The organism is Mesorhizobium sp. M0772, assembly GCF_040320135.1.
In the GTDB taxonomy this organism is placed as follows: domain Bacteria; phylum Pseudomonadota; class Alphaproteobacteria; order Rhizobiales; family Rhizobiaceae; genus Mesorhizobium.
Map to the genome: position 1 here is coordinate 28,180 of NZ_JAMYPB010000027.1, position 19,971 is coordinate 48,150.

General features: G+C 60.4%; 18 protein-coding genes. 11 read left to right on the plus strand and 7 right to left on the minus strand.

Going from position 1 to position 19,971, the window contains the following annotated elements; genetic code table 11:
• Positions 1 to 8: 8 nt before the first annotated feature.
• The 4 genes from NKI06_RS18585 (at position 9) to NKI06_RS18600 (ending at position 3,888) form a co-directional block, all read left to right on the plus strand.
• Positions 9 to 413 carry an MAPEG family protein gene (locus tag NKI06_RS18585; RefSeq protein WP_352986559.1) on the plus strand — a complete coding sequence of 135 codons (405 nt, stop codon included), beginning with the start codon at positions 9 to 11 and terminating at the stop codon, positions 411 to 413.
• A gap of 646 nt (positions 414 to 1,059) precedes the next feature.
• On the plus strand, positions 1,060 to 1,965 hold the full coding sequence (locus tag NKI06_RS18590) for an SMP-30/gluconolactonase/LRE family protein (protein ID WP_023693321.1): 906 nt from the start codon (positions 1,060 to 1,062) through the stop codon (positions 1,963 to 1,965).
• A gap of 68 nt (positions 1,966 to 2,033) precedes the next feature.
• Positions 2,034 to 3,206: an alpha-hydroxy acid oxidase gene (locus NKI06_RS18595; RefSeq protein WP_023724766.1), complete on the plus strand. Its 1,173-nt coding sequence runs from the start codon at positions 2,034 to 2,036 to the stop codon at positions 3,204 to 3,206.
• Positions 3,199 to 3,888, plus strand: coding sequence for an RraA family protein (locus NKI06_RS18600; RefSeq protein WP_352986561.1), 690 nt, complete (start codon positions 3,199 to 3,201; stop codon positions 3,886 to 3,888). Before NKI06_RS18595 ends, NKI06_RS18600 begins: the two co-directional genes overlap by 8 nt.
• Before the next feature lie 13 nt (positions 3,889 to 3,901).
• Here NKI06_RS18600 and NKI06_RS18605 read toward each other — a convergent pair whose 3' ends face one another.
• The 7 genes from NKI06_RS18605 to NKI06_RS18635 all read right to left on the minus strand — a co-directional run bounded on the left by NKI06_RS18605 (position 3,902) and on the right by NKI06_RS18635 (position 12,302).
• Positions 3,902 to 4,855: a response regulator gene (locus tag NKI06_RS18605; protein WP_023669440.1), complete on the minus strand. Its 954-nt coding sequence runs from the start codon at positions 4,853 to 4,855 to the stop codon at positions 3,902 to 3,904.
• A gap of 64 nt (positions 4,856 to 4,919) precedes the next feature.
• Positions 4,920 to 5,939 carry a chemotaxis response regulator protein-glutamate methylesterase gene (locus NKI06_RS18610; protein ID WP_352986563.1) on the minus strand — a complete coding sequence of 340 codons (1,020 nt, stop codon included), beginning with the start codon at positions 5,937 to 5,939 and terminating at the stop codon, positions 4,920 to 4,922.
• A gap of 22 nt (positions 5,940 to 5,961) precedes the next feature.
• Complete coding sequence (locus NKI06_RS18615; RefSeq protein WP_352986565.1) at positions 5,962 to 8,235, minus strand: hybrid sensor histidine kinase/response regulator; 2,274 nt, start codon at positions 8,233 to 8,235, stop codon at positions 5,962 to 5,964.
• Positions 8,232 to 8,936, minus strand: coding sequence for a chemotaxis protein CheW (locus NKI06_RS18620; protein WP_023819373.1), 705 nt, complete (start codon positions 8,934 to 8,936; stop codon positions 8,232 to 8,234). The genes NKI06_RS18615 and NKI06_RS18620 overlap by 4 nt, the downstream gene beginning before the upstream one ends.
• Positions 8,936 to 10,177, minus strand: coding sequence for a CheR family methyltransferase (locus NKI06_RS18625; protein WP_352986567.1), 1,242 nt, complete (start codon positions 10,175 to 10,177; stop codon positions 8,936 to 8,938). The genes NKI06_RS18620 and NKI06_RS18625 overlap by 1 nt, the downstream gene beginning before the upstream one ends.
• Positions 10,174 to 10,641 (minus strand): chemotaxis protein CheW, encoded by a 468-nt coding sequence (locus NKI06_RS18630; protein WP_023700505.1) that lies wholly within the window; start codon positions 10,639 to 10,641, stop codon positions 10,174 to 10,176. Before NKI06_RS18630 ends, NKI06_RS18625 begins: the two co-directional genes overlap by 4 nt.
• A gap of 23 nt (positions 10,642 to 10,664) precedes the next feature.
• Positions 10,665 to 12,302: a methyl-accepting chemotaxis protein gene (locus NKI06_RS18635; RefSeq protein ID WP_023689447.1), complete on the minus strand. Its 1,638-nt coding sequence runs from the start codon at positions 12,300 to 12,302 to the stop codon at positions 10,665 to 10,667.
• Between the two features lie 1,110 nt (positions 12,303 to 13,412).
• Here NKI06_RS18635 and nanR point away from each other — a divergent pair.
• The 7 genes from nanR to NKI06_RS18670 all read left to right on the plus strand — a co-directional run bounded on the left by nanR (position 13,413) and on the right by NKI06_RS18670 (position 19,969).
• Positions 13,413 to 14,120 carry a transcriptional regulator NanR gene (gene nanR / locus NKI06_RS18640; RefSeq protein WP_023823228.1) on the plus strand — a complete coding sequence of 236 codons (708 nt, stop codon included), beginning with the start codon at positions 13,413 to 13,415 and terminating at the stop codon, positions 14,118 to 14,120.
• Complete coding sequence (locus tag NKI06_RS18645; RefSeq protein ID WP_023693328.1) at positions 14,120 to 14,425, plus strand: putative quinol monooxygenase; 306 nt, start codon at positions 14,120 to 14,122, stop codon at positions 14,423 to 14,425. Before nanR ends, NKI06_RS18645 begins: the two co-directional genes overlap by 1 nt.
• A gap of 47 nt (positions 14,426 to 14,472) precedes the next feature.
• Positions 14,473 to 15,249, plus strand: coding sequence for an HpcH/HpaI aldolase family protein (locus tag NKI06_RS18650; protein WP_352671328.1), 777 nt, complete (start codon positions 14,473 to 14,475; stop codon positions 15,247 to 15,249).
• A gap of 14 nt (positions 15,250 to 15,263) precedes the next feature.
• Positions 15,264 to 16,316, plus strand: a complete 1,053-nt coding sequence (locus NKI06_RS18655; protein WP_352650123.1) for an NAD(P)-dependent oxidoreductase — start codon at positions 15,264 to 15,266, stop codon at positions 16,314 to 16,316.
• Positions 16,317 to 16,436: 120 nt separating this feature from the next.
• Complete coding sequence (locus NKI06_RS18660) at positions 16,437 to 18,092, plus strand: extracellular solute-binding protein (protein WP_352650121.1); 1,656 nt, start codon at positions 16,437 to 16,439, stop codon at positions 18,090 to 18,092.
• A gap of 87 nt (positions 18,093 to 18,179) precedes the next feature.
• Entirely contained in the window at positions 18,180 to 19,121 is a 942-nt protein-coding gene (locus tag NKI06_RS18665; protein WP_352986570.1) for a carbohydrate ABC transporter permease, read from the plus strand.
• Entirely contained in the window at positions 19,121 to 19,969 is an 849-nt protein-coding gene (locus NKI06_RS18670) for a carbohydrate ABC transporter permease (RefSeq protein WP_352650118.1), read from the plus strand. The genes NKI06_RS18665 and NKI06_RS18670 overlap by 1 nt, the downstream gene beginning before the upstream one ends.
• Positions 19,970 to 19,971 lie beyond the last annotated feature (2 nt).

A 19,971-nucleotide genomic window follows, 5' to 3' on the forward strand; every position in this document is an offset into this window, starting at 1 on the left:
GAGGGCACATGTCGGCGAGTGCTTACGCATTGACTGGCTTCATCTCGTGGGCGCTGGCCCTGCTGATCGTGATGGAAGTTATCCGGAGCTACCTGGTGATCTCTGGGCAAGTCCCGGCAAACGGCTTTACGCCAGATAACGGAGCCCTCTCCCCGTTTATGCGGAGGTTAGCCCGTGCCCACGCCAACTGCATTGAAGGGCTTCCAATCTTCGGAGGTCTGCTCGGAGTCGCGATCATCATTTCAAAGACAGATGTCACGGATCCCTTGGCCTCCACGATGTTAGGCGCACGTATAGTGCAGTCGGTGATCCACCTCGTCTCAACCAGCCAACTCGCGGTCGGTCTCAGGTTCACCGCGTTCGCTGTGCAAATGGTGATTGGTGCGTATTGGTGTTGGTTGCTGTTGATCTGAAGAGTGGCGGAGCCCCGACGCAAAAGTGGGCCACCTCGATTCCGGGAGCCTTGGCAAACCCACTCCGGATCGTGACCCGAAAGACTGTCCCTTTTGACAGGCGAGCGAACCGCAAAACTGGCAGTGGCAAAACCGCCGTTGAGGCATGATATTGCTGTTGGATTTTGGGGCTACTCCCCAGCTTCGGAGAAGGATCGGCGTTCAGAGAGCAATTTGCACGCCTGGGCGCTGCGGCGCTCCCCAGCTTTTGGCCACACGCACGCCCTGCAAACGCTCGGCTCAAGAGCGCCTGGCAGCGGAGCAGAGAATTGTTGGACTTTGTGAGTGTTAGAGGGAGAGGAACTGAGATTCAACCTTGTCCACCTGCACTTGTTCCTGGCACGCTGGCCTCAGCAGCACCTAATCCTGCCACCCAACCTGCAGGAGCAAGCCAGTGCTACCGAGCTATGTAGACACCGATCGGCTCGCGCTGTAGCCATAGGCCTCCGCCCGTCGGGGTTCACCGGCGCCGGGGTGGGGGGGCGGCCTAGGGGGGCCCAGCAACGCGCACGTCAGCCAAGCTATCTTTGAGTCGCCGGGTCCGGAGACCGCCAGGCTGGATTATACCCGACAAATCTTGATAGGCTGCCGTTCTGGGGGTCGCACGATGAACGAGGTTGAAAAGCTGGCCGTCGAGGTTGTCGCGACCGGCCTTGGCTGGCCCGAGGGCCCGACGGTGCTGCCCGATGGCCGAATTGTCATCGTCGAAAGCTATCGCAGCCAGCTGACGGCCATAGATCGCGACGGAAGTGCTCGCCAGTTCGCGTATGTTGCCGGAGCGCCCAACGCCTGCGTTCTCGGATCGGATGACCTGCTCTATGTCTGCCAGAACGGCGGCACGACCGGACCTTGGCGGGCCGCGGACATGACGACGCCATCGATCCAGCGGGTTGCCGAAGGCGGAAAGCCGGAAATCCTGCTGAGCGAAGTCGCGGGCATTCGGCTCAATGGGCCAAACGATCTTGTATTTGCTGCTGACGGCCGGCTCATCTTCAGCGATCCCGGCACATACAACCCGGGGAATCCGGACCCAAGCTACATCTTTGCCGTCAACCCCGATGGCAGTGCTTACCTTGCTCTCGGTTTCGACAAGCCGACCTTCCCCAATGGTGTGGCGATCGAAGCCGACGGCTCGATCATTTGGGGGGAGTCCTATACGGGGCGCGTCAAGCGGCAGCGTCCGGATGGTTCCGTCGAAGACCTGGGCCGCTTGCCTGGGGCCAATCCGATCCCGGACGGGCTGAAGGTCGGAGCCGATGGCCGCCTTTATGTCACGGATATTGCCGCCAACGGCATTCACGTTCTGAAGCCCAACGGCACAGCGGAGGGTTTCTTCGTCTGCGGCAAGGCAACGACCAACTGCGTCTTCTCGGGCGAGATGCTTTGGGTGACAAATGCCGGCGTGCTGGCGACCGGCAGCGATCCCTCCTTTGAGGGAACACTCTCCTGCGTGCGTGTTCCGGGAGGCGGTGGACCGACGCATCATGGTCGCATCGGCGGAAAGCAACCGTGAGTAGCTCCTCGTCCGCCTCAAACACAGGCGATGACCGCGGTGCCGGCGGTGCGGCATCGTCTGCTTCGATGGCGGCGTTGAAGTGCCTGTACAGCGTGGCCGCGGTCCGCGTCGCCGCGCGGCGGACTTTGCCACGCCCGGTGTTCGACTTCGCCGATGGCGGTGCCGAGGATGAGCGAACGCTGCGCCGGAACGAGCAAGCTTTTAACGAGGTTGCCATTCTGCCGCGACCACTCAACGGTGCAACGACGCGAGACCTTTCCCTTGACCTCTTCGGCGCGAAACTTGCCATCCCGCTGGGCATCGCGCCAACCGGCCTGGCTGGGCTGTTCTGGCCCGACGGCGAGCGCGCAGCCGCCCGAGCCGCAGCGGCCGCAGGGACATTCTACTGCGCCAGCCACGGATCGGTCTGCACGCTGGAGGATATAGCAGCCACCGGAAGTAGCCCACGGTGGATGCAGGTGTTCGTCTATACCGATCGCGGCTTCACCCGAGAAATGGTGGATCGGGCGCGTGCCTCAAGCTACGACGCGCTGGTGCTCACCATTGATAACCAGATGCTTGGCAACCGTGAACGCGACATCCGCAACGGTTTTGCCATCCCGCCGCGCTTCGGTGTGGCCGGAACCCTCGCGGCCGCCACCAAGGCGGCGTGGCTTCTTCGTATGCGCACCCGACTCCCGAAACTGACTTTCGGCAACTACGCGCGCCCCGGAGATACGGCGACGGTCGGTGCATTGGCGGGCCGAATGGCCGCAATGCTCGATCCCGGACTCTCCTGGGCCGATGTCGACTGGCTGCGCACTGTCTGGTCCGGACCGTTGTTGCTGAAAGGCGTCCTGCATCCCAGCGAAGCCGCCGAGGCTGTAGCCCGAGGAATCGACGGCATCATCGTATCCAATCATGGGGGACGTCAGCTTGACGGCGCCGCCGCATCCCTGGACGCGTTGACGGCGGTTGTCGCGGCTGTCGCCGGCCGCGTACCAGTGCTTATCGACGGCGGCATCAGGCGAGGCTCTGACGTCGTCAAGGCCCTGGCGCTCGGCGCCTCGTGCTGTCTGATTGGGCGGCCGCAGTTGTGGGGGCTCGCGGTCGCCGGCGAGGAGGGGGTACGCCACGTGCTCGAACTCTACCGCAAGGAGATCGACCGCGTCATGGGACTGATGGGCGCGCGGAGCCTGCGCGACCTCGGGCCGGACTGTATTTCGTTCGTTCAGGGAATGGGGCCGCTACATGATTGAAGACCCACCACTGCTCACCATCAAGCGCCGTTTCGAACGGCCCGCAGCAGAAATCATCAGTGCTTTTGCGGGCGTGCCGGTTAGCCAGGTCGTAGACGCGATGGGGGGACGCGGCGCCTTGCATAATGCGATCAAGCCACTGTCGCCAGCTACTGCGACGATGGTCGGCGTCGCCGTGACCTGTCACTGCGGTCCCGCCGACAACCTCGCCCTGTTTGGAGCACTGGATGCCGCAGCAAGTGGCGATGTCATCGTCGCGGCCACCGACAGCTTTGCCGGTACCGCGGTAACTGGCGATCTCGTGCTCGGCATGGCGCGCAACAAGGGGGTCGCCGGCTTCATCACTGACGGCCTGGTGCGCGACGTTGTCGGGATCGAGGCGGTCGAGTTGCCGGTTTACTGTGCCGGGGTCATTGCGAATTCGCCTGCGCGAAATGGTCCAGGCACGGTCGGATTCCCGGTGGTGCTGGGAGGAGTGACTATCTCGCCGGGAGACATACTGGTCGGCGACCGCGACGGTGTCGCCGTGGTGCCTCGCCTGGAGGCTGAGACTGTGCTGGCCCGGCTCTCCGCCATCAGGGCGGCTGAGAAAACTCTTGATGGCCTGGTGCGGCAAGGTCTCGAGATGCCCGACTTCGCCAAGGTCGTCCTCAAATCGAACAGGGCGCGCTTCGTTGACTGAGATGTGAGCTTCTCTAGCTGCGGGACATATGAAGCGCAACACGATTTCGTCCTTCCGATTTGGCACGAAACAGAGCCAAATCGGCGGCATTGACGAAATCGTTTGGCGTCTCGTTCTCGGTGGGCACCGCTGTTGCGACGCCGACGCTGATGGTCACGCGATCCGGGCCGTGGGGTATGTTCAACTCTCGCACGCTCTGGACGAGCCGCTCGGCGATCGCACTGGATTGTTCCAGTATGGTGTCGACCAGCACGATGACGAACTCTTCGCCTCCGTACCGCGCAGCGAGATCGGTGGAGCGGCCGGAACCGCTCTGGATTACGCGGGCGATTTGCTTCAGCACATCGTCGCCGGCCATATGGCCATAGGTATCGTTGTATCGTTTGAAGTTATCGGCATCGATCATCAACAGCGACAGTGGGGACTGTGCGCGAAAAGCGCGTTTCCATTCAGCCGCCAGATATTCGTCAAAATAGCGCCTGTTACCGAGACCTGTCAGGCCATCGATCCGCGTCAGACGTTCAAGCTCTAGATTTGCACTGATCAGCTGTCGCTGGCTTTCCCTCAGCGCTCGGTGTGCCGAGTCTCGCTGGACGTGATCCAGATAGGCCCGCGTGTGATATCGAATGCGTGCAATCAACTCGATACGATCCGGCAGTTTGACGAGATAGTCGTTCGCGCCCGCAGCGAAGGCTTCGCCCTTGGTGGCTGGATCTTCCTTGCTCGACAGCACAATGACTGGAACCGCGCGTGTTGACGCATGCTTCCTGTATTCTCGCACCAGATGTAGCCCATCCACCCCGGGCATGACGAGATCCTGCAGGATGACGGTTGGCTTTACCTCATCCGCGACCGTCATCGCTCTCAACGGGTCGGTGCAGAAGTGTAAGGAAATATCGGGCTCGTTGGCTAGGGCGCGCCTGACCGCCTCGCAAACCATGATCTGATCATCGATGAGCAGAACCATGGATGAATAGTTATCTGCGAGTGGCGGGACCAACTCTGGTTCTTGCGTCATCGGAAGGGGCCTTTCACGTGGAGCGCTCGCAGGCTTCGATTATACGTGAGCCGATCGCACCCAAAGGAAGAATATCAACAGCCGCGCCGATGTCGGCGGCGGCCTTCGGCATGCCATAGACGGCACTGGTTGCTCTATCCTGCGCGATTGTGAGATGTCCCTTGTCACGGAGTTTTCTCAGCCCGCGCGCACCATCCCTGCCCATGCCTGTGAGCAGAACACCAATCACCGAGCCAGGCCACCATTGCGCCGCACTTTCGAAGAACACATCTACCGACGGCCGATAAACATTGTCCTTGGGGCTGGGCGTATAGCCAAGTTGCTGAGCTGACTTGAAAACCAGATGATCCGCAGAACTGGCAACGAGAACGGTGCCCGCTTGTGGACTATCCCTTTCCCCCGCCGGACGGATCGGGAGACGCGTATGCTGCCCTAGCCAATCAACAAGGCCTGGAACGAACTGAGCATCGAGATGCTGGACGAGCACAATCGCGCCGCGAAAATCAACGGGAAACGCGCTCAGGACTGCGGCAACGGCAGCCGGCCCGCCCGCAGAGGCGCCGATTGCTATCACGTGTCGAGTTGACGGCTCAGCCGCACGTGACATCCGCCTTTTTGCCTGGGTAGGCGCATCGCCGATCAACTTGTCTATCGTTCGTATCTTGTTCGTCAAAAGCCGGGCGGATTGCGAGGACGCGTTGCCTTCGATGCCCACTGACGGAATATCGACTGCGTCAAGCGCGCCATGACCCATTGCTTCGTAGACGCCGGCGAGGTTGGCTTCGATACTGGCGGTCACCAGCAAGATTGAGCACGGGGTTTCCGCCATGATTCTGCGGGTCGCTTCCACGCCGTCCATCTCTGGCATCGCTAGATCCATGAGTATCAGATCCGGCAGATCACGTCTGCAGACCTCGACCGCCTCACGCCCATTAGTCGCGATCCACGCGACCTGATGTTCGCCGGTCAACAGAACCAGTCGACGCAGAAGTTCAACCGCCATCGGCATGTCGTTAACTACGCCGATTCTCATTCGCTGGCTTCCAATCTCGATCTCATTCAGCCGCCTCGCCAATCATGTCCACGACGGCATGGATCAGCGCCTCGTCCTGAAAACTACTCTTGGTCAGATAATAGTCCGCACCTGCGTCGAGCCCGCGCGCGCGATCTTCTTCCCGATCCTTGTATGAAACGATCATAATGGGTGTGTTCTTGAGATCAGCGTCCTTTCTGATCAAACTCACCAGCTCGATGCCATCCATGCGAGGCATGTCGATGTCGGTGACGACGAGATCGAAAGGACCAGACCGGACGGCATTCCACCCGTCCATGCCGTCTACCGCCACTTCGACCTCATAACCGTAATTGCCGAGCATCTTGCGCTGGAGTTCGCGAACCGTCAGTGAATCGTCAATCACGAGCACGCGCTTGCGCCTGCTCGCTTCGGGACCGCCCGCGGCGCGCCGAAGAGCTCGAAATCCGCTGGACGATGCAAGCTTTTCCACCGATCGGATCAGATCGTCGACGTCGAAGATCAGAACAGGCGAACCGTCTTCCATCAGGGCCGCTGCGCTGATGTCCTTGATCTTGGCAAACCGTGGATCGAGAGGTCTGATCACTAACTCGCGTTCCCCGAGAAAACGGTCAACGATCAGGCCGTACGCATCGCCCCGACCCGCATCCACGACGACGACCGATAGTTCGTTCGGTTCCGATCCGGGCTCACCTCGATCGAGCACCTCGCGAGCGGTGACCAGCCCGATCTGTCGATCGTTCAATCGAAAATGCGGCCGGCCCTGCAGGACGTTGATCTCCGTCCGCTGCAGTTTCAAAGTCTTGGAAATGGCAGCGAGTGGAAAAGCATAGGGCTCTCCATCGACATCGACGAGCAGCGTGCGCAGGACCGACAATGTCAGCGGCAATTGCAGTTGAAATCGGGTTCCGTGGCCAAATTCTGAGGAGACGCTTGCGACTCCCCGGACTTCCTTCGTCATGGCTTGCACTGCATCGAGCCCCACACCGCGACCTGAGACGTCGGTAAGGCCCGCTTTCATGGAAAAGCCTGGCAGAAACAGAAATGCGAGCAATTCGCTTTCGCTGAGTGTTTCAGCACTTTCCCCGGTTGCAAGTTGCCGGGCGACGACGGTCTCGCGCAGCTTCGAGAGCTCTATCCCCCTGCCGTCGTCCACCACGGCTATCTGCAGCAGCCCGGCATTGTGCCTCGCTTCGAGCCTGATGAGCCCCTCTTCGGGTTTGCCCATCGCGAGGCGCTCCTCAGGCGGTTCAAGCCCATGGTCTACAGCGTTGCGCAGAAGGTGCCCCAAAGGGGCATCGAGCTGCTCGAGGATATCGCGGTCGATGCCGGTCGAGCCGCCTACGATCTCCAGTCGCACCCGCTTGCCAAGGGTACGACCGAGGTCGCGGATCATTCTCGCATAGTGTCGCACGCCGTCCTCAAAAGGCCGCATCCGGCTCGCCAACGTTTCGTCGTACAATCTGTTGGCAAGATCGGTCGCTTTCCGATCCACTGAATCCAACTCATCGAAACGCTCCGCCAGGAACGCTTGGCTCAACCGAAGCTTTCGCTGCGCTTCAGCCAGCGCCTCCACCACCGCCGCATCGTTTGAAACCGGCGGCAGCACTGCATGAAGATTGTCGAATGCACTTGCGAGGTCCGATTGAAGTCGCTTCAGCCGTAGCAGCCCGTCAGCGAATGGCCTGAGCCGCCGAGCTTCCATCAGCGACTCGCCAGCCAGCCCGAGCAATCGGTTCAGGCTGTCTGCCGTCACCCGAACCATTCTATCAGAGCTGATGCTGCCGTGGGCTTGCGGCACCGCCCCAACGAGGAGGTTCGCTGAAGAGGTCGTCGCCAGTTGCTCCTGGGCATGATCTGGAGTTGCGAAATCAGCTGCAGAATCTTGGGGCCCGGGCTTTGCCTGGGGGAGGGACAACCCCTCGAACTTCGCGAGAAAGGTTTCGACTTCTGAGTTGGCGCTCTCGCTCGATGATCCCGATGCGATCAATTTCAAAAGGTCAGAACCTTGCAGAAGCGCGTCTATATGCTCCCGTCGCACCCTCAGATGCCCGCGTTGCGCTGCGACCAGGCAGTCTTCCATCGCATTTGCAACTTTGACTGCGGGCATCAGGTCGATGATGCGGGCAGCTCCTTTCAGGGAATGCGCGGCACGCATGCATGCTTCCAGGGCGTCGGCGGCGATAGGATCGCGTTCGAGTGCCAGAAGTCCAGAGGTCAGAGCCCGTGACTGCGTCTCCAGTTCGGCCTGGAAGAGGCTGAGCATCGAAACCTGGCTGAAGTCTTCATCTGTCATGCGATGCTCCGATCCAGCATCGTGAGCAGTTGTCGTGGATCGAGACAGCCAACGGCTCGTCCTTGCCATGGCAGCACGGCAACCGTAGCGGCAGACAGTGCCTTCCCAATCATGGCCGGAACAGCGAGAGTGTCGCGTTCCTGGTACCGATGTAAGCCGTGGATCTCATCAACCATAAAAGCAACCCGCTTGTCGCGCTCGCCTACCACGACAAGGCGGCGAAATACCTTGGTTCGTGTGCCTTGTTCCCCTTCCTTGCGCTCGTCTATCCCGAGCAATTCGGCCAGGGAAAGGCAAATGAGCAATTCACCACGGACATTCGCAATGCCGAGCAGTGCACTGTTCCTGCGATGTGGAAGTGAATGAACGCGACGAGATTCAGCCACTTCATGAAAAATACCGACCGGAAGTGCCAGCCATTCCTCCCCCAAACGGAAGAGAACGGCCGTCTGCAGCGCGTCGCTGTCTGCCGAATCGATCCCTGCACGACCAGCGTTGTCAGGCCATTCGTCGCGAGATGCCGAGGGAGCTGCACGGTCGAGGAGGCGTCGTGCGATCTTCTTGTAGGTCGGGCAATTGCGGCAGTGGAGATGCTGCTCTAGTAGCGGACATGACTTGTCACCCCGTACGCCTATTTGCCGCCAGCAGTCGTTGATTTCGATCTCCTCCACCGGCTGAGCGATCCTTGTCGAAGCCGCCATCAACTGCCGCGCCTTTTCTGGACCCGACCCAGCCGGCCGGCCAGCGCCTCGGCGCCGTTATGGTCGCCTTGCTTGCTAAGCAGCAAGGCCAGATGGACAAGAGCTTCTCGATGATTTGGCGCGAGATAGAGCGCCTTGCGATAACTTTGCGCGGCTTCGGGTGCAGAACCATCCGCATCCTGGACGAGGCCCAGCAGGTAGAAGATTTCTGCGGAAGGACCGAACTCCCTGAGATGCGCCAGGGCGACCTCCTGTGCCTCCTTTACGCGTCCTGCATTGGCGATCCGTTCAACCGCGATGAGGCTTTCCGAGGCGCGTGCAAGCGGCTTGGCCGGAGCCTGCCCGCGGCCTTCATTGCCAATTGTCGGTCGGAACGGACGAAGAGGCTCGCTCTTGTTGACCTTAGGGCTTGGCGTCCGCACCGGGACGGCGGCCGAAACCTTCGGCGCCGTGGTCTTGACGGGCTCCGATTTCAGAAAGGCGAAGGCCAATGGCCATTCAGCGGAAAGAAAGCCATGCACCCTTGGAAGAGCTGCTTCCGCCGGACCGACCAGAAGAAGTCCGTCTTTGGCCAGCAGGTCCTTCAGGCAGATCAATGCGCGATCCTGCAGCTCTCGATTGAAATAGATCAGCAAATTGCGGCAAAGCAGGATGTCATAGACCTCTTGCCCGAAAGGCGCGTGAGAACCGAACAAGTTTCCTACCATGAACCGAACCTGTTTCAGCACCCCAGCAACAGGCCGCAACCCGCCCTCGGCCGCTTCGAAATAGCGATCCTTGAATTCTAAATGGCTGCCGCGAAACGAATTGCGGCCATAGATGGCGTGTTCAGCCGTCGCGATATTGCGGCTGCTGACGTCCACGCCATCGATCTTGAACTCATGCGCCTCAAAGCCGGCATCGAACATGGCCATGGCGACCGAGTAAGCCTCTTCGCCGGTTGAACATGGCAGGCTCAGGATTCTTATCGGCTGAGCAGGCTTGTGCGCGCGCGCATGCCGCGCCAGCATCGTGAACGCTTCTCGGTCGCGAAAGAACCAGGTCTCTGGGATCACCACCGCATTGATCAGCTCCTGCAGCTCCTGCGAGGAACCGGCCAAGTGTTGCCTATAGGCCTGAGGGTTGGTTATCCGGCATGCTTCCATCCGTTCTCTGACCGCCTGACGAACCACTGTCGGACCAACGCTGGCACTGTCCAGTCCAATGGTTTCCGTCAGGAGCTTTTCTATTGCTCCGGTCATTGATCACCTATTGCCGCCTGGCGGAGCAAAGCGGTACGAATCTCTTCCGAAAGCAGCGCTTCCACTTTGACCCACTGAATGATCTCCAAACCATCGGAAGCCACCGGCCCAAGATAGGGCGGGGTTCCTGGTTCCAGTCCGAACGGCGCGAAATCGGCCGGGTCTCGCTCGATCGTATCCGTCACCCGTTCCGCGATCAGCCCCAGCAGGCGTCGCTCGCCATCATCCGCCGGATAGCGCGTCACAACGATCCGGGTGCTCAACAGGCGCTCCGATGGTCGGCCAAGCGCAAGAAGGGTGACATCGATCAGGGGGATGGGTATTCCGTTATAGCTGACCAAACCCACCACACCAGTTGGCGCACCCGGAAGAACTTTCACGTCGATATAGGGCAGCACCTCTTCAATTTTGTGGACATCGATCAAGTAGCGATCCGGACCCATGCTGAAGGCGAGGAATAGCATTGTCACCTCCTACTGCCGGCTCGCTATGCTCGTAGCTTGAACCTCGATATGCTACTTCGCATGCCGCCTGAGACTTGATTGAGCTCGTCGATCGCGAGCGTCGATTGCTGAAGGGACTCGACTGTTTGCTGAGCTGCCTCGCTTAGCTGGGTTAGCGTGTCGCTGATCTGCCCCGCGCCGGTCGCCTGTGCTTGCATGCCTTCATTGGCGACTTCGAAACGTGGCACCAGCCCCTGAACCTGCTGAATGATCTCGAAGAGTTGCCCGCCGACCTGCTGGATGTCCTGCATACCCCGACGGACCTGCTCGGAAAACTTGTCCATGCCCATCACCCCGGCCGCGACTGCCGACTGGATGTCCTTGACCATTTGCTCGATATCGTAGGTGGAGACAGCTGTCTGGTCCGCGAGCCTTCGGATTTCCGTCGCCACCACTGCAAAACCCCGGCCATATTGGCCTGCCTTCTCCGCCTCGATGGAAGCGTTGAGCGACAACAGGTTCGTCTGATCGGCCACTTTGGTGATGGTCGTCACCACCTGATTGATGCTGCCGGCTTTCTCGCTCAGGATCGCCAGTTTGGAATTGATCGCGCCAGCCGCTTCCATGACCTGCTGCATGGTTTCTTCCATACGGGTCAGCCCCGCTTGCCCCCCGCCAGCCACGGCAGCGGTTTGTTCGGCAACTGTGGAGACCTCGTTCATCGTGCGGACCAGTTCGTTTGATGTGGCGGAGATTTCCTTGGCTGTCGCTCGGATTTCTGTTGTGGTCGCTGCGATTTCAGTCGCAGTTGCCTGCTGTTGCTTGGAGGTGGCGGCGATCTCAGTTATCGACGTGCCGACCTGTATGCTGGACCTTTGAACCTGACCAATGAGGGTTGTGAGATCGTCCGCCATTGCGTTGAAGCCGTCGGCAAGCACGCTGAATTCGTCTCGGCGCCTCAGATCGAGCCGTTCGCTGAAGTCGCCTTGCCGCATCAATTGAACCGCGTCGACCAAACGGGTGAGCGGACCTGTAATGGCGCGAAACAGCTGGTAACCCAAAAGAAGGGCTAGCCCGAGGGCTATCAACAAGCCAACGCTCAAACCGACTTCGGCCGTTCTGACGATCGAGCTGATCCGCTGCGTCGCGCTGTTTGCCTCGCCTCTGTGATCCTCAACCATGGCCTGCAGAGCGGACTGCAATTTTACAAAGATCGGCTCTACTTCGTTCTTGATAGCTGGGCTTTCATTGGGAGTTTCACCTTTCGACAAGGCAGCCCGGCTTGTTTCCAGCACAGCAGTTTCAGCCAGACGGAATTGGTTGGCGAGTTGTTTGACGGCTGCATAATTCTGCTTGTCGATATCGGAGACGATCGTTGCCTCATAGTCGTCCATCGACCGCTGCACCTGGTTGCGATTGGTCGTGATCGCGTTTTCAACCGTGCTTCTGTCTGACGGGTTGTCCTGAAGGGCATATTCCTGAAGCAGACTATGGGCCGCCATCTGGCCCGTCATGATCTCGGTACTGTGATAAAGGTCCGGAAGGATGCCCTTCTCGACCTCAGTCGCCTCCTCCCCCGCCTGAAGAAACCAGGCGTACGCGATGAGGGCTATCACGGACATGACCACCAGAACGGCTGCGAAACTGACGAGGATGCGGTGGCGTATTGTCAGACTCTTCATGGAACCGGTTCACCAATGGGGGGCATCGTGGGCTGCGCGACAAGCGCTCGTTCCGACATATTCGAAAAGGTGCGTCGAAAAGCGGTAGTCTGATGCTGAATGGTTTCTTTTCCGTTCCATAGCTAATGATGGCGAGGCGGCTCGCCAATCGGCGCCGCCAGAAGCGGTGGTCAAAGGACGACTGCCGTCCACGCACATCAGCCCGAGATCGGCTGGATGGCACGCCGCGTCAGGAGGAGCGTGGATGAGCTGCTTGAGGCCACGAATTGAATGACTGCTTAGGCCAGGTCGAGGCAAGAAAGCCGACGTCCTGCTTGCTGCCCCTAAGCTGCCAGGCGGGAACGCGCCTCATATCAGCCGTCCAGCATGATCGTCGCACTGAAAGCGGAATCGCCGAAGCCAGATGTCGCAAACTGGCCAGCGCGTAGATTGGCGTCGAGTGCGGGTTCGGCATTTGCAGGTGACGATAACTAAATGGCAAGCGCCCCCGCCTGAGGCCCTCAGGACTAAAAGATCTTGAGAAAACCAGTTTCAAATGCGCATCCTCAAGCGGCGGCCGCCCACCGCACGAGGATGGGCACAACGTGACGAGCGCTCTGGAGCCTAGAGAGAACTGACCCGACACCACCTTCCTTTGCGGCATTGCGGCGGCGCAAAAAGATTACGAGATGGAGCAGGCGTATTGCCAAATGGGTCCACCAGCGAGAGTTCGCGTTTTCCGCCTCGGCTGTGAACCCCACTTCCATTCGCGGGTCTTGCTCAGGTCGAGGTCTACTTTGCCATCGAGGGCTCATGTTGCAGCTCATAAGCAGGCGGTTGGGTAGGTCTCGGCCAGCACACGGCCCGGTGGCACTCACTGCGGTCCACACCGCAGTTGAAACTGACCACCCGACCCAGGGTTCGAAGACGGTCCCCGATCGGAACACCGAGCAGAGTGTGCTCGCGCTCCTCAAGTCACCGATATCCTTGGTGAAGACGTTGAAGGCGTGTGCAAAGGACGCCTCGACATCGGCGGAGCGATTAAACGGCTCGGCTACCGGATGCTTAGACATCGTTGACAAGGGTGCTATGGGATCATAACGTACCTGATTGGTATAACAGGTATGCCACATGATCGGAGTTCTGATCAAGCAGCGGAAGCTTTCGGACGAGGTGGCAGCGCACCTCGAACGGATGATCCGAGAGGGAGAGTTGGCCGAAGCCGACCGTCTCCCATCTGAACGGGAACTCATGCGGCAGTTCGGGGTAGGGCGGCCTTCCATCCGTGAGGCGCTGCTGCATCTGAGCAAAATGGGCCTTGTCGAGGTAAAATCGGGGGAGCGTGCCCGCGTCACTCGACCCACTCCTCAATTCGTGATTGACGCCCTTTCAGGGCCGGCTCGGCACATGATTTCGGCACCGGGAGGGGTTCACGACTTCCAGAGCGCGCGCTTGTTTTTCGAGGTCGGTCTTGCCCGCAACGCCGCTGTGCATGCTACCCCGGAAGACATTGAGAGCCTCAAGGAGGCGCTCGAACTCAACCGGCAGTCGATCGGCGATCTGGCGCGCTTCGAGCGCACGGACGTAGACTTCCATTACGTGCTGGCGGTAATCACCCGCAATCGGATCTTTACAGCTATTCACGCGGCCTTGGCTGAATGGTTGCTCGAACAGCGTCGCACCACATTGGCCAATGGTGAAGACCGCAAGGCTTACCAGGCTCATCGCGAAATCTTCGAGGCCGTCGCCGCGCGCGATCCAGACGCGTCAGAGACGGCCATGCGCAGCCATCTCGAATATGTGGCCAAGCGGTATCTGCAACTTGCGAGGCCCAAGTGATGACCGGATTTGTCGTCTGGGTCGATTTCCGCCTGAGGCCTGGTGCCCGGGACAGATTCCGAGAACTTGTCGACGCCAATGCGACCGCCTCGATGCGCACCGAGGCCGGCTGTCGCCGCTTTGACGTGACGGAGGCGCGCGGCGAACCGGATCGGGTCCTGCTCTATGAGATTTACGATAGCGAGGCCGCATTCGAGGACCACTGCCGCACCGCTCATTTCGACGAATTCAATACGCAGAGCGCGCCGCTCGTCGTGACCAAGTTGGTGACGACCTGCGACCTCGTTCTTGAAGCCACGCATTGAAGCGAACATAGGCGGATTGGCCCATTGGGGCGAACGGGAGGAAGTGCATGTCGGAGCCAAGTCTCAGGGCGTTAGCTTCTCACAGGCGGGTCAAGCTCGGTACGCTCGTCGCCGAGTTCGCCACGCCGGGAATCGGTCACATCCTGAAGTCCGCTGGCTGCGATTTCGTCTTTTTCGACATGGAGCATTCGGGATTTAGCTTGGAAACGCTGAAGAGTGCGATCCGTTATTTCGAGGCGGCCGATCTGCCGGTCATGGTGCGTGTGCCGTCGCAGGACTACCATTTCCTCGCCCGCGCCATGGACATGGGCGCCGAAGGCCTGATCGCGCCGATGGTGAGCAGCGTCGAACAGGCGCAGCACATCATCAACTCCATGAAATACCACCCTGCCGGCGCCCGCGGCGTGGCGCTGCAGATCGCTCATGACCGTTACCGTCCGGGCTCGGTCGCTGACAAATTCGAGGCCGCCAACAAGCGCTCGACGTTCATCTGCCTGATCGAGACCGCCGACGGCGTCAAGAACATTGACGCCATCGCGGGACTGGACGGGGTCGATTGTCTGTGGGTCGGACATTTCGATCTGTCCGTCTCGCTCGGCATTCCTGGCGACTTCGCCCACCCCACTTTCACTGCTGCAATGGCCAAAATCGTTGCCGCCGCCAAGAAGCACAACAAATCGCTTGGACGCTTGGTGCCCAACGTCGCCCAGGGACACGAGTTCTACGCACAGGGCTTCGATTTCATTTGTTATTCAGGCGACGTTTGGGTCCTGCACGACGCGATCGCCGACGCGGTTTCCAAGATCCGGGCCGGGTGCCAATAGGAGCGGAGGAGACGATGGACAGCGTGAAATTCAGGGTGGCGCTTTCCGGTGATTTCCGCAGGCCGGACGGCTCGCCGACCTACCCAGATTTCGATCTGGAGCCGCTGCGCAATGCGACAGCTGTCGAGATGGTGTTCCTGGAGTCAGACAGTCCGCTTCGCGCCGACCAACTTGAGGATTTCGATGCGCTGATCCTCCTCGCCCATCGTTTCGATGCCACGAGTGTCCCCAGGAGCGGCCGCCTGGCCGTCGTTGCCCGCTTCGGGGTCGGCTACGACACTGTCGACGTTGAGGCATGCACCGCAGCCGGTATTGCCTTGGTCATCACGCCCGATGGCGTGCGACGGCCCGTCGCCGTATCCGTCATCACCTTCATGCTGGCGCTGACCGGCAAGCTGCTGACAAAGGACGCGCTCACCCGCAAAGGGTCTGTTGGTTTTGAGAAGCGCTCCGAACATATGGGGGTCGGCCTCGTCGGGCGTACGCTTGGGTCGCTGGGCATCGGCAACATCGGTGCCGAGGTCTTCCGCTTGGCGAAGCCCTTTGACATGCAATTCATCGCCCATGACCCGTTTGCCGACAAGGGGGTCGCTGCCGACCTGGGCGTCGAGCTGGTAGGGCTGGAGGATCTGTTTCGCCGCGCCGACGTGCTGTCGGTGAGTTGCCCACTGTCGCCCCAGACCCACCACATCGTCAATGCCGAGCGGATCGCCCTGATGAAGCCGACAGCTTACCTGATCAACACCGCGCGCGGCCCGATCGTCGACCAGAAAGCGCTGACGCAAGCACTGCAGGAGCGCCGCATCGCCGGCGCCGGTCTCGACGTGCTGGAACAAGAGCCTCCCGACGCAGACGATGCGATCCTCAAACTCGACAATGTCATCCTGGCGCCGCACGCGCTTTGCTGGACCGACCAGTGCTTTGCCGGCAACGGTGCCGCGGACGTCAAAGCGGTAATGGAGGTGCAGCGCGGTCGCGAGCCGCGCGGCGTGGTCAATCGCGAGGTGCTTTCGAGCGAGCTGTGGAAGACCAGGCTGTCTGGGCTCGCCGCCCGCTTTGGAACCTAGGAGGACACTGATTTTCGGCGCGCCGCCGCGGCCTGTTTGCGGCGACCTTACGGGAGGAAATGCTTGACCGCTGCGCCGGCGGACGAGTGAAGCAAAAGGAAAATGGGAGGACCAAGCACTATGAACGATCGTGAAAAACGTGACTTTCAGGCAGGTCTCGAAGCAGAGGTCGACGCCTTCATGCGCGGCGAAACCACCCGCCGAACTTTCATCACCCGCTTCGGTCAGATGACCGGCATGTTGGCCGTGTCCGGCCCGCTGCTGGGGATGATGACCGATTGGGCGCTGGCGCAGCAAACATTGGAATTGGCGGACGCCACGTCGCCGCTCGGCCAGGCGCAGGCCGCAGCCCTGAAAGCATCGAAGGAAGGGCCTGCGGACGGTTCCGCCTTTCGCGCGGCGGAGGCGGCCAAGGCGCATTCGGGCGTCACCCTCAACATGACCTACGAGGCTGGCCTGCAGGCACTCGACCCGCGCAATTTCAGTGGGCCGATGTGGGAGCAGCTTACCGGGATGAAGTCGAATGTCGTCGAGCTGTCGAACCCGGACCAGTACTCCAAGGCGGTCGCCGAGCACATCGCCGGCTCGGGTGCCTATGACGTCCTCGACATCTCGCCGGCCTGGACGCCGTCGCTTGCCGATGGCGGCGTCATCGCCCCTCTAGACGACTACATCGCCAAATACATGAACCCGGCAGACCTCGAGGACTATCATCCCCTGTACAAGGCGCTGCCGACCTACAAGGGCAAGATCTGGGGGTTCTTCGACGACGGCGACATGTTCGCTCTCTACTACCGCAAGGACATTTTCGAGGACCCTAAAATGGTGGAGGCTTACCAGGCGAAGTTCAACGCCAAGCTTGGACCGCCCAAGACATGGGAAGAATATGCCCAGATCGCCCAGTTCATCACCGACCAGATGGCGCCAAAGGTCTATGGCGCGGGACATTTCCGCAAGGCGGGCAGCCCCGGCAATCAGTTCGACTTTCTGCAGCAGTACCGGGCCAACGGCGGAAAACTCTTCGGCGACGACATGAAGGCAGGTTTGGTTTCGGATGCCGGCGTCAAGACGCTGACAAACATGCTCGCCGCAAACAAGGCCTCGATCCCCGGCAACAACGAGCTCGACGCCGTCTCCTTGTGGGCGGCTTTCCTGACCGGCAAAGTCGCGATGATCTATTCCTGGCCTCCTAGCGGCCGTATGGCGGCCAACTATTCGCAGTCGGCCACGGCAATCAACTTCATTCCGCAGTCCCAAATCGCCGGCAAGGTCGGCTATGCCGTGGTTCCGGGAAATCCCGAACATGCCACCGGCTACAACAAGGCACTGTCGGCCGACTCGCCCAACCCCGAGGCGGCGTATCTGTTCATGCAGTGGGTATGCTCGCCACCCGTCTCGCTGGCACGTTGCATGCTGCCCTACGCTCTACGCGACCCGTACCGCATCTCGCACTTCAAGTCCGAGCTCTACGGCGCGCTCTTCCCGAGTGCCAAGGAGTACCTTGCCAACCTCAACAACTCGGCAAATGTCGGTCTGCTCGACCCGATCATGCCAGGCGCGCAGGACTACTTCTTGAGCATCGATCGCATGTGCACGGCGGTGTGGGCTGGTGCGGATCCGAAGGCGTCGCTTGAAACGGCGGCCGCCGAGTGGAACGAGACGACCGACCGACTGGGTGTGGATTCGCAGAAGGGCTTCTACACCGAGTTCTTGAAACTGCCTGGCGCCACCGCCGACAACACGGTGGAAAAACTTGGCATGGCGGTCACCCTCTGAGGGCAGGCGGACTTCTCTGGAGCAATCGGTGTTGCGGGCGCTTGGCTCGCAACACCTCCCCGCTAAGCGGCGATTTTGGATACGCCTATGCAGCCCACCGCCACGATCCGTCGTTTGAAGGCAGCCGGCGCACCGCCCCGGCTGTCTGCCTTTGCTCAATGGGCAGACCGTCATTTCAAGTGGCTGCTGGTCGGCCCCGCTGTGCTGCTGATATTGGCACTGTCGATCTATCCGCTTCTGTTCTCGCTGGTGGTATCCTTCATCAACTACGACTTCCAGGTGCCGGGCCACGCCTTTGTCGGATTGAAGAACTTCGAGCGGGTCGTGTTCGATCCCGTAGCACGTTGGTCCCTGTTGCTGACAGCATCGCTGTCGGGCATCAGCGTCGCTATAGAATTCGTTCTCGGCCTCCTGGTGGCGCTGACAATGGTGCGCAGCTTTCCGGGCCGCGGTGTGATCATGTCGATCCTGATCGTGCCGCTGTTCATCAGCCCGGTCATCGTTGGCCAAGCCTGGACGCTGCTCTTACAGCGGCCTTTTGGACCGACCAACTATGTCCTGACGCAACTATTGGGGCAGGAGGTTACGATCGGCTGGATGACGGAGCGCCCGTGGCTCTACGTCTCGCTGATCATCGCCGATGTCTGGCAGTGGACGCCGTTCATGTTCGTCATCCTGCTCGCCGGGCTGACCGCAATCCCACCCAATCTCTATGAGGCGGCAGAACTCGACGGCGTCAACGCCTGGCAGGTTTTTTGGGCGATCACGCTCCCGCATCTCGGGTCGATGATGCTGCTGGCGCTGACCTTCCGTCTGCTCGACGCAATCCGTATGTTCGATACCATTTTCATCATGACAGGGGGTGGCCCAGGAACACAAACCTACACGGCCTCCTATTATCTTTATACCATAGGCTTCACGCAGTTTCATCTGTCGCAGGCAACAGCAGGAAGTTGGCTGTTCCTGATCTTTACGGCGCTCATCGTGACGTTGCTGGTGCGTCGGCTCTTGAAGGTGGAACCGGTCTGATGGCCGCCGTCGCGCCCGCCCGCCGCAGGAAACGCCGGTCGTTGCCGATCGGCCGAATTCTGCTGCTGGGGTTCTTCCTGGTGTTCGTGCTGTGGCCGCTCTACTGGATGTTCAACACCTCCATCAAGCCCAGCGACGACTACCTCACCGTACCGCCTGTCTGGTTCCCCGCCGCTCCGACGGTTGTCCACTACAAAGCTGCGCTGTTCGCCTATCGTGGTCTCGACGGGCTCATTAACAGCCTGATTATTTCGCTTTCGGCCACGGTGCTTTCGGCGCTGCTCGGCACGCTGATGGCCTATAGCCTGGCGCGCTACGACACCGGCGGCAAGCATCTGTCTTTCTGGGTGCTGTCGCAGCGCTTTTTGCCGCCGATCGGGATCGTGCTGCCGGTGTTCCTGATCTATCGCCAGGTCGGGCTCTACGACACTCATGTCGGCCTGATCATCGCCTATACGGTCTTCACGCTGCCGGTGTCCGTTTGGATGATGTTTGCTTATTTCCGCGGCATGCCGAAGTCGATGGAGGAGGCGGCCCTCGTCGATGGCTGCACGAGATGGGAGGCGTTCTGGCGCGTTGCCGTGCCGCTCGCAGCACCAGGCATTGTCGCGGCGGCTGTCTTCGCCTTCATTGCATGCTGGACGGAGTTCTTCTTCGCTCTGATCTTGACCAGCCGAACTGCCTTTACGCTGCCAACGGTCTTCCGCGCCTTCATCGGCTTCCAGGGCGCGCAATATGGCGAAGCCGCGGCCCTTGCCATCGTCTCCCTTGTGCCGTCGATCGCCCTTGGAGTGCTTGCTCAGCGACATCTTGTGCGCGGGCTGACGCTCGGCGCCGTTCGCGGATAGGA

What these genes read in the sequence shown, in the direction of transcription:
- NKI06_RS18590 (WP_023693321.1), top strand. Translation starts at nt 1,060, where the DNA reads ATGAACGAGGTTGAAAAGCTGGCCGTCGAGGTTGTCGCGACCGGCCTT.
- NKI06_RS18630 (WP_023700505.1), bottom strand. Translation starts at nt 10,641, where the DNA reads ATGCTATTCCTCGCCTTCAGCATGGGTCCGGATCGCTACTTGATCGAT.
- NKI06_RS18620 (WP_023819373.1), bottom strand. Translation starts at nt 8,936, where the DNA reads ATGGCGGCTTCGACAAGGATCGCTCAGCCGGTGGAGGAGATCGAAATC.
- NKI06_RS18610 (WP_352986563.1), bottom strand. Translation starts at nt 5,939, where the DNA reads ATGAGAATCGGCGTAGTTAACGACATGCCGATGGCGGTTGAACTTCTG.
- nanR (WP_023823228.1), top strand. Translation starts at nt 13,413, where the DNA reads ATGATCGGAGTTCTGATCAAGCAGCGGAAGCTTTCGGACGAGGTGGCA.
- NKI06_RS18615 (WP_352986565.1), bottom strand. Translation starts at nt 8,235, where the DNA reads ATGACAGATGAAGACTTCAGCCAGGTTTCGATGCTCAGCCTCTTCCAG.
- NKI06_RS18605 (WP_023669440.1), bottom strand. Translation starts at nt 4,855, where the DNA reads ATGGTTCTGCTCATCGATGATCAGATCATGGTTTGCGAGGCGGTCAGG.
- NKI06_RS18600 (WP_352986561.1), top strand. Translation starts at nt 3,199, where the DNA reads ATGATTGAAGACCCACCACTGCTCACCATCAAGCGCCGTTTCGAACGG.
- NKI06_RS18645 (WP_023693328.1), top strand. Translation starts at nt 14,120, where the DNA reads ATGACCGGATTTGTCGTCTGGGTCGATTTCCGCCTGAGGCCTGGTGCC.
- NKI06_RS18665 (WP_352986570.1), top strand. Translation starts at nt 18,180, where the DNA reads ATGCAGCCCACCGCCACGATCCGTCGTTTGAAGGCAGCCGGCGCACCG.
- NKI06_RS18655 (WP_352650123.1), top strand. Translation starts at nt 15,264, where the DNA reads ATGGACAGCGTGAAATTCAGGGTGGCGCTTTCCGGTGATTTCCGCAGG.
- NKI06_RS18625 (WP_352986567.1), bottom strand. Translation starts at nt 10,177, where the DNA reads ATGACCGGAGCAATAGAAAAGCTCCTGACGGAAACCATTGGACTGGAC.
- NKI06_RS18635 (WP_023689447.1), bottom strand. Translation starts at nt 12,302, where the DNA reads ATGAAGAGTCTGACAATACGCCACCGCATCCTCGTCAGTTTCGCAGCC.
- NKI06_RS18585 (WP_352986559.1), top strand. Translation starts at nt 9, where the DNA reads ATGTCGGCGAGTGCTTACGCATTGACTGGCTTCATCTCGTGGGCGCTG.
- NKI06_RS18660 (WP_352650121.1), top strand. Translation starts at nt 16,437, where the DNA reads ATGAACGATCGTGAAAAACGTGACTTTCAGGCAGGTCTCGAAGCAGAG.
- NKI06_RS18670 (WP_352650118.1), top strand. Translation starts at nt 19,121, where the DNA reads ATGGCCGCCGTCGCGCCCGCCCGCCGCAGGAAACGCCGGTCGTTGCCG.
- NKI06_RS18650 (WP_352671328.1), top strand. Translation starts at nt 14,473, where the DNA reads ATGTCGGAGCCAAGTCTCAGGGCGTTAGCTTCTCACAGGCGGGTCAAG.
- NKI06_RS18595 (WP_023724766.1), top strand. Translation starts at nt 2,034, where the DNA reads ATGGCGGCGTTGAAGTGCCTGTACAGCGTGGCCGCGGTCCGCGTCGCC.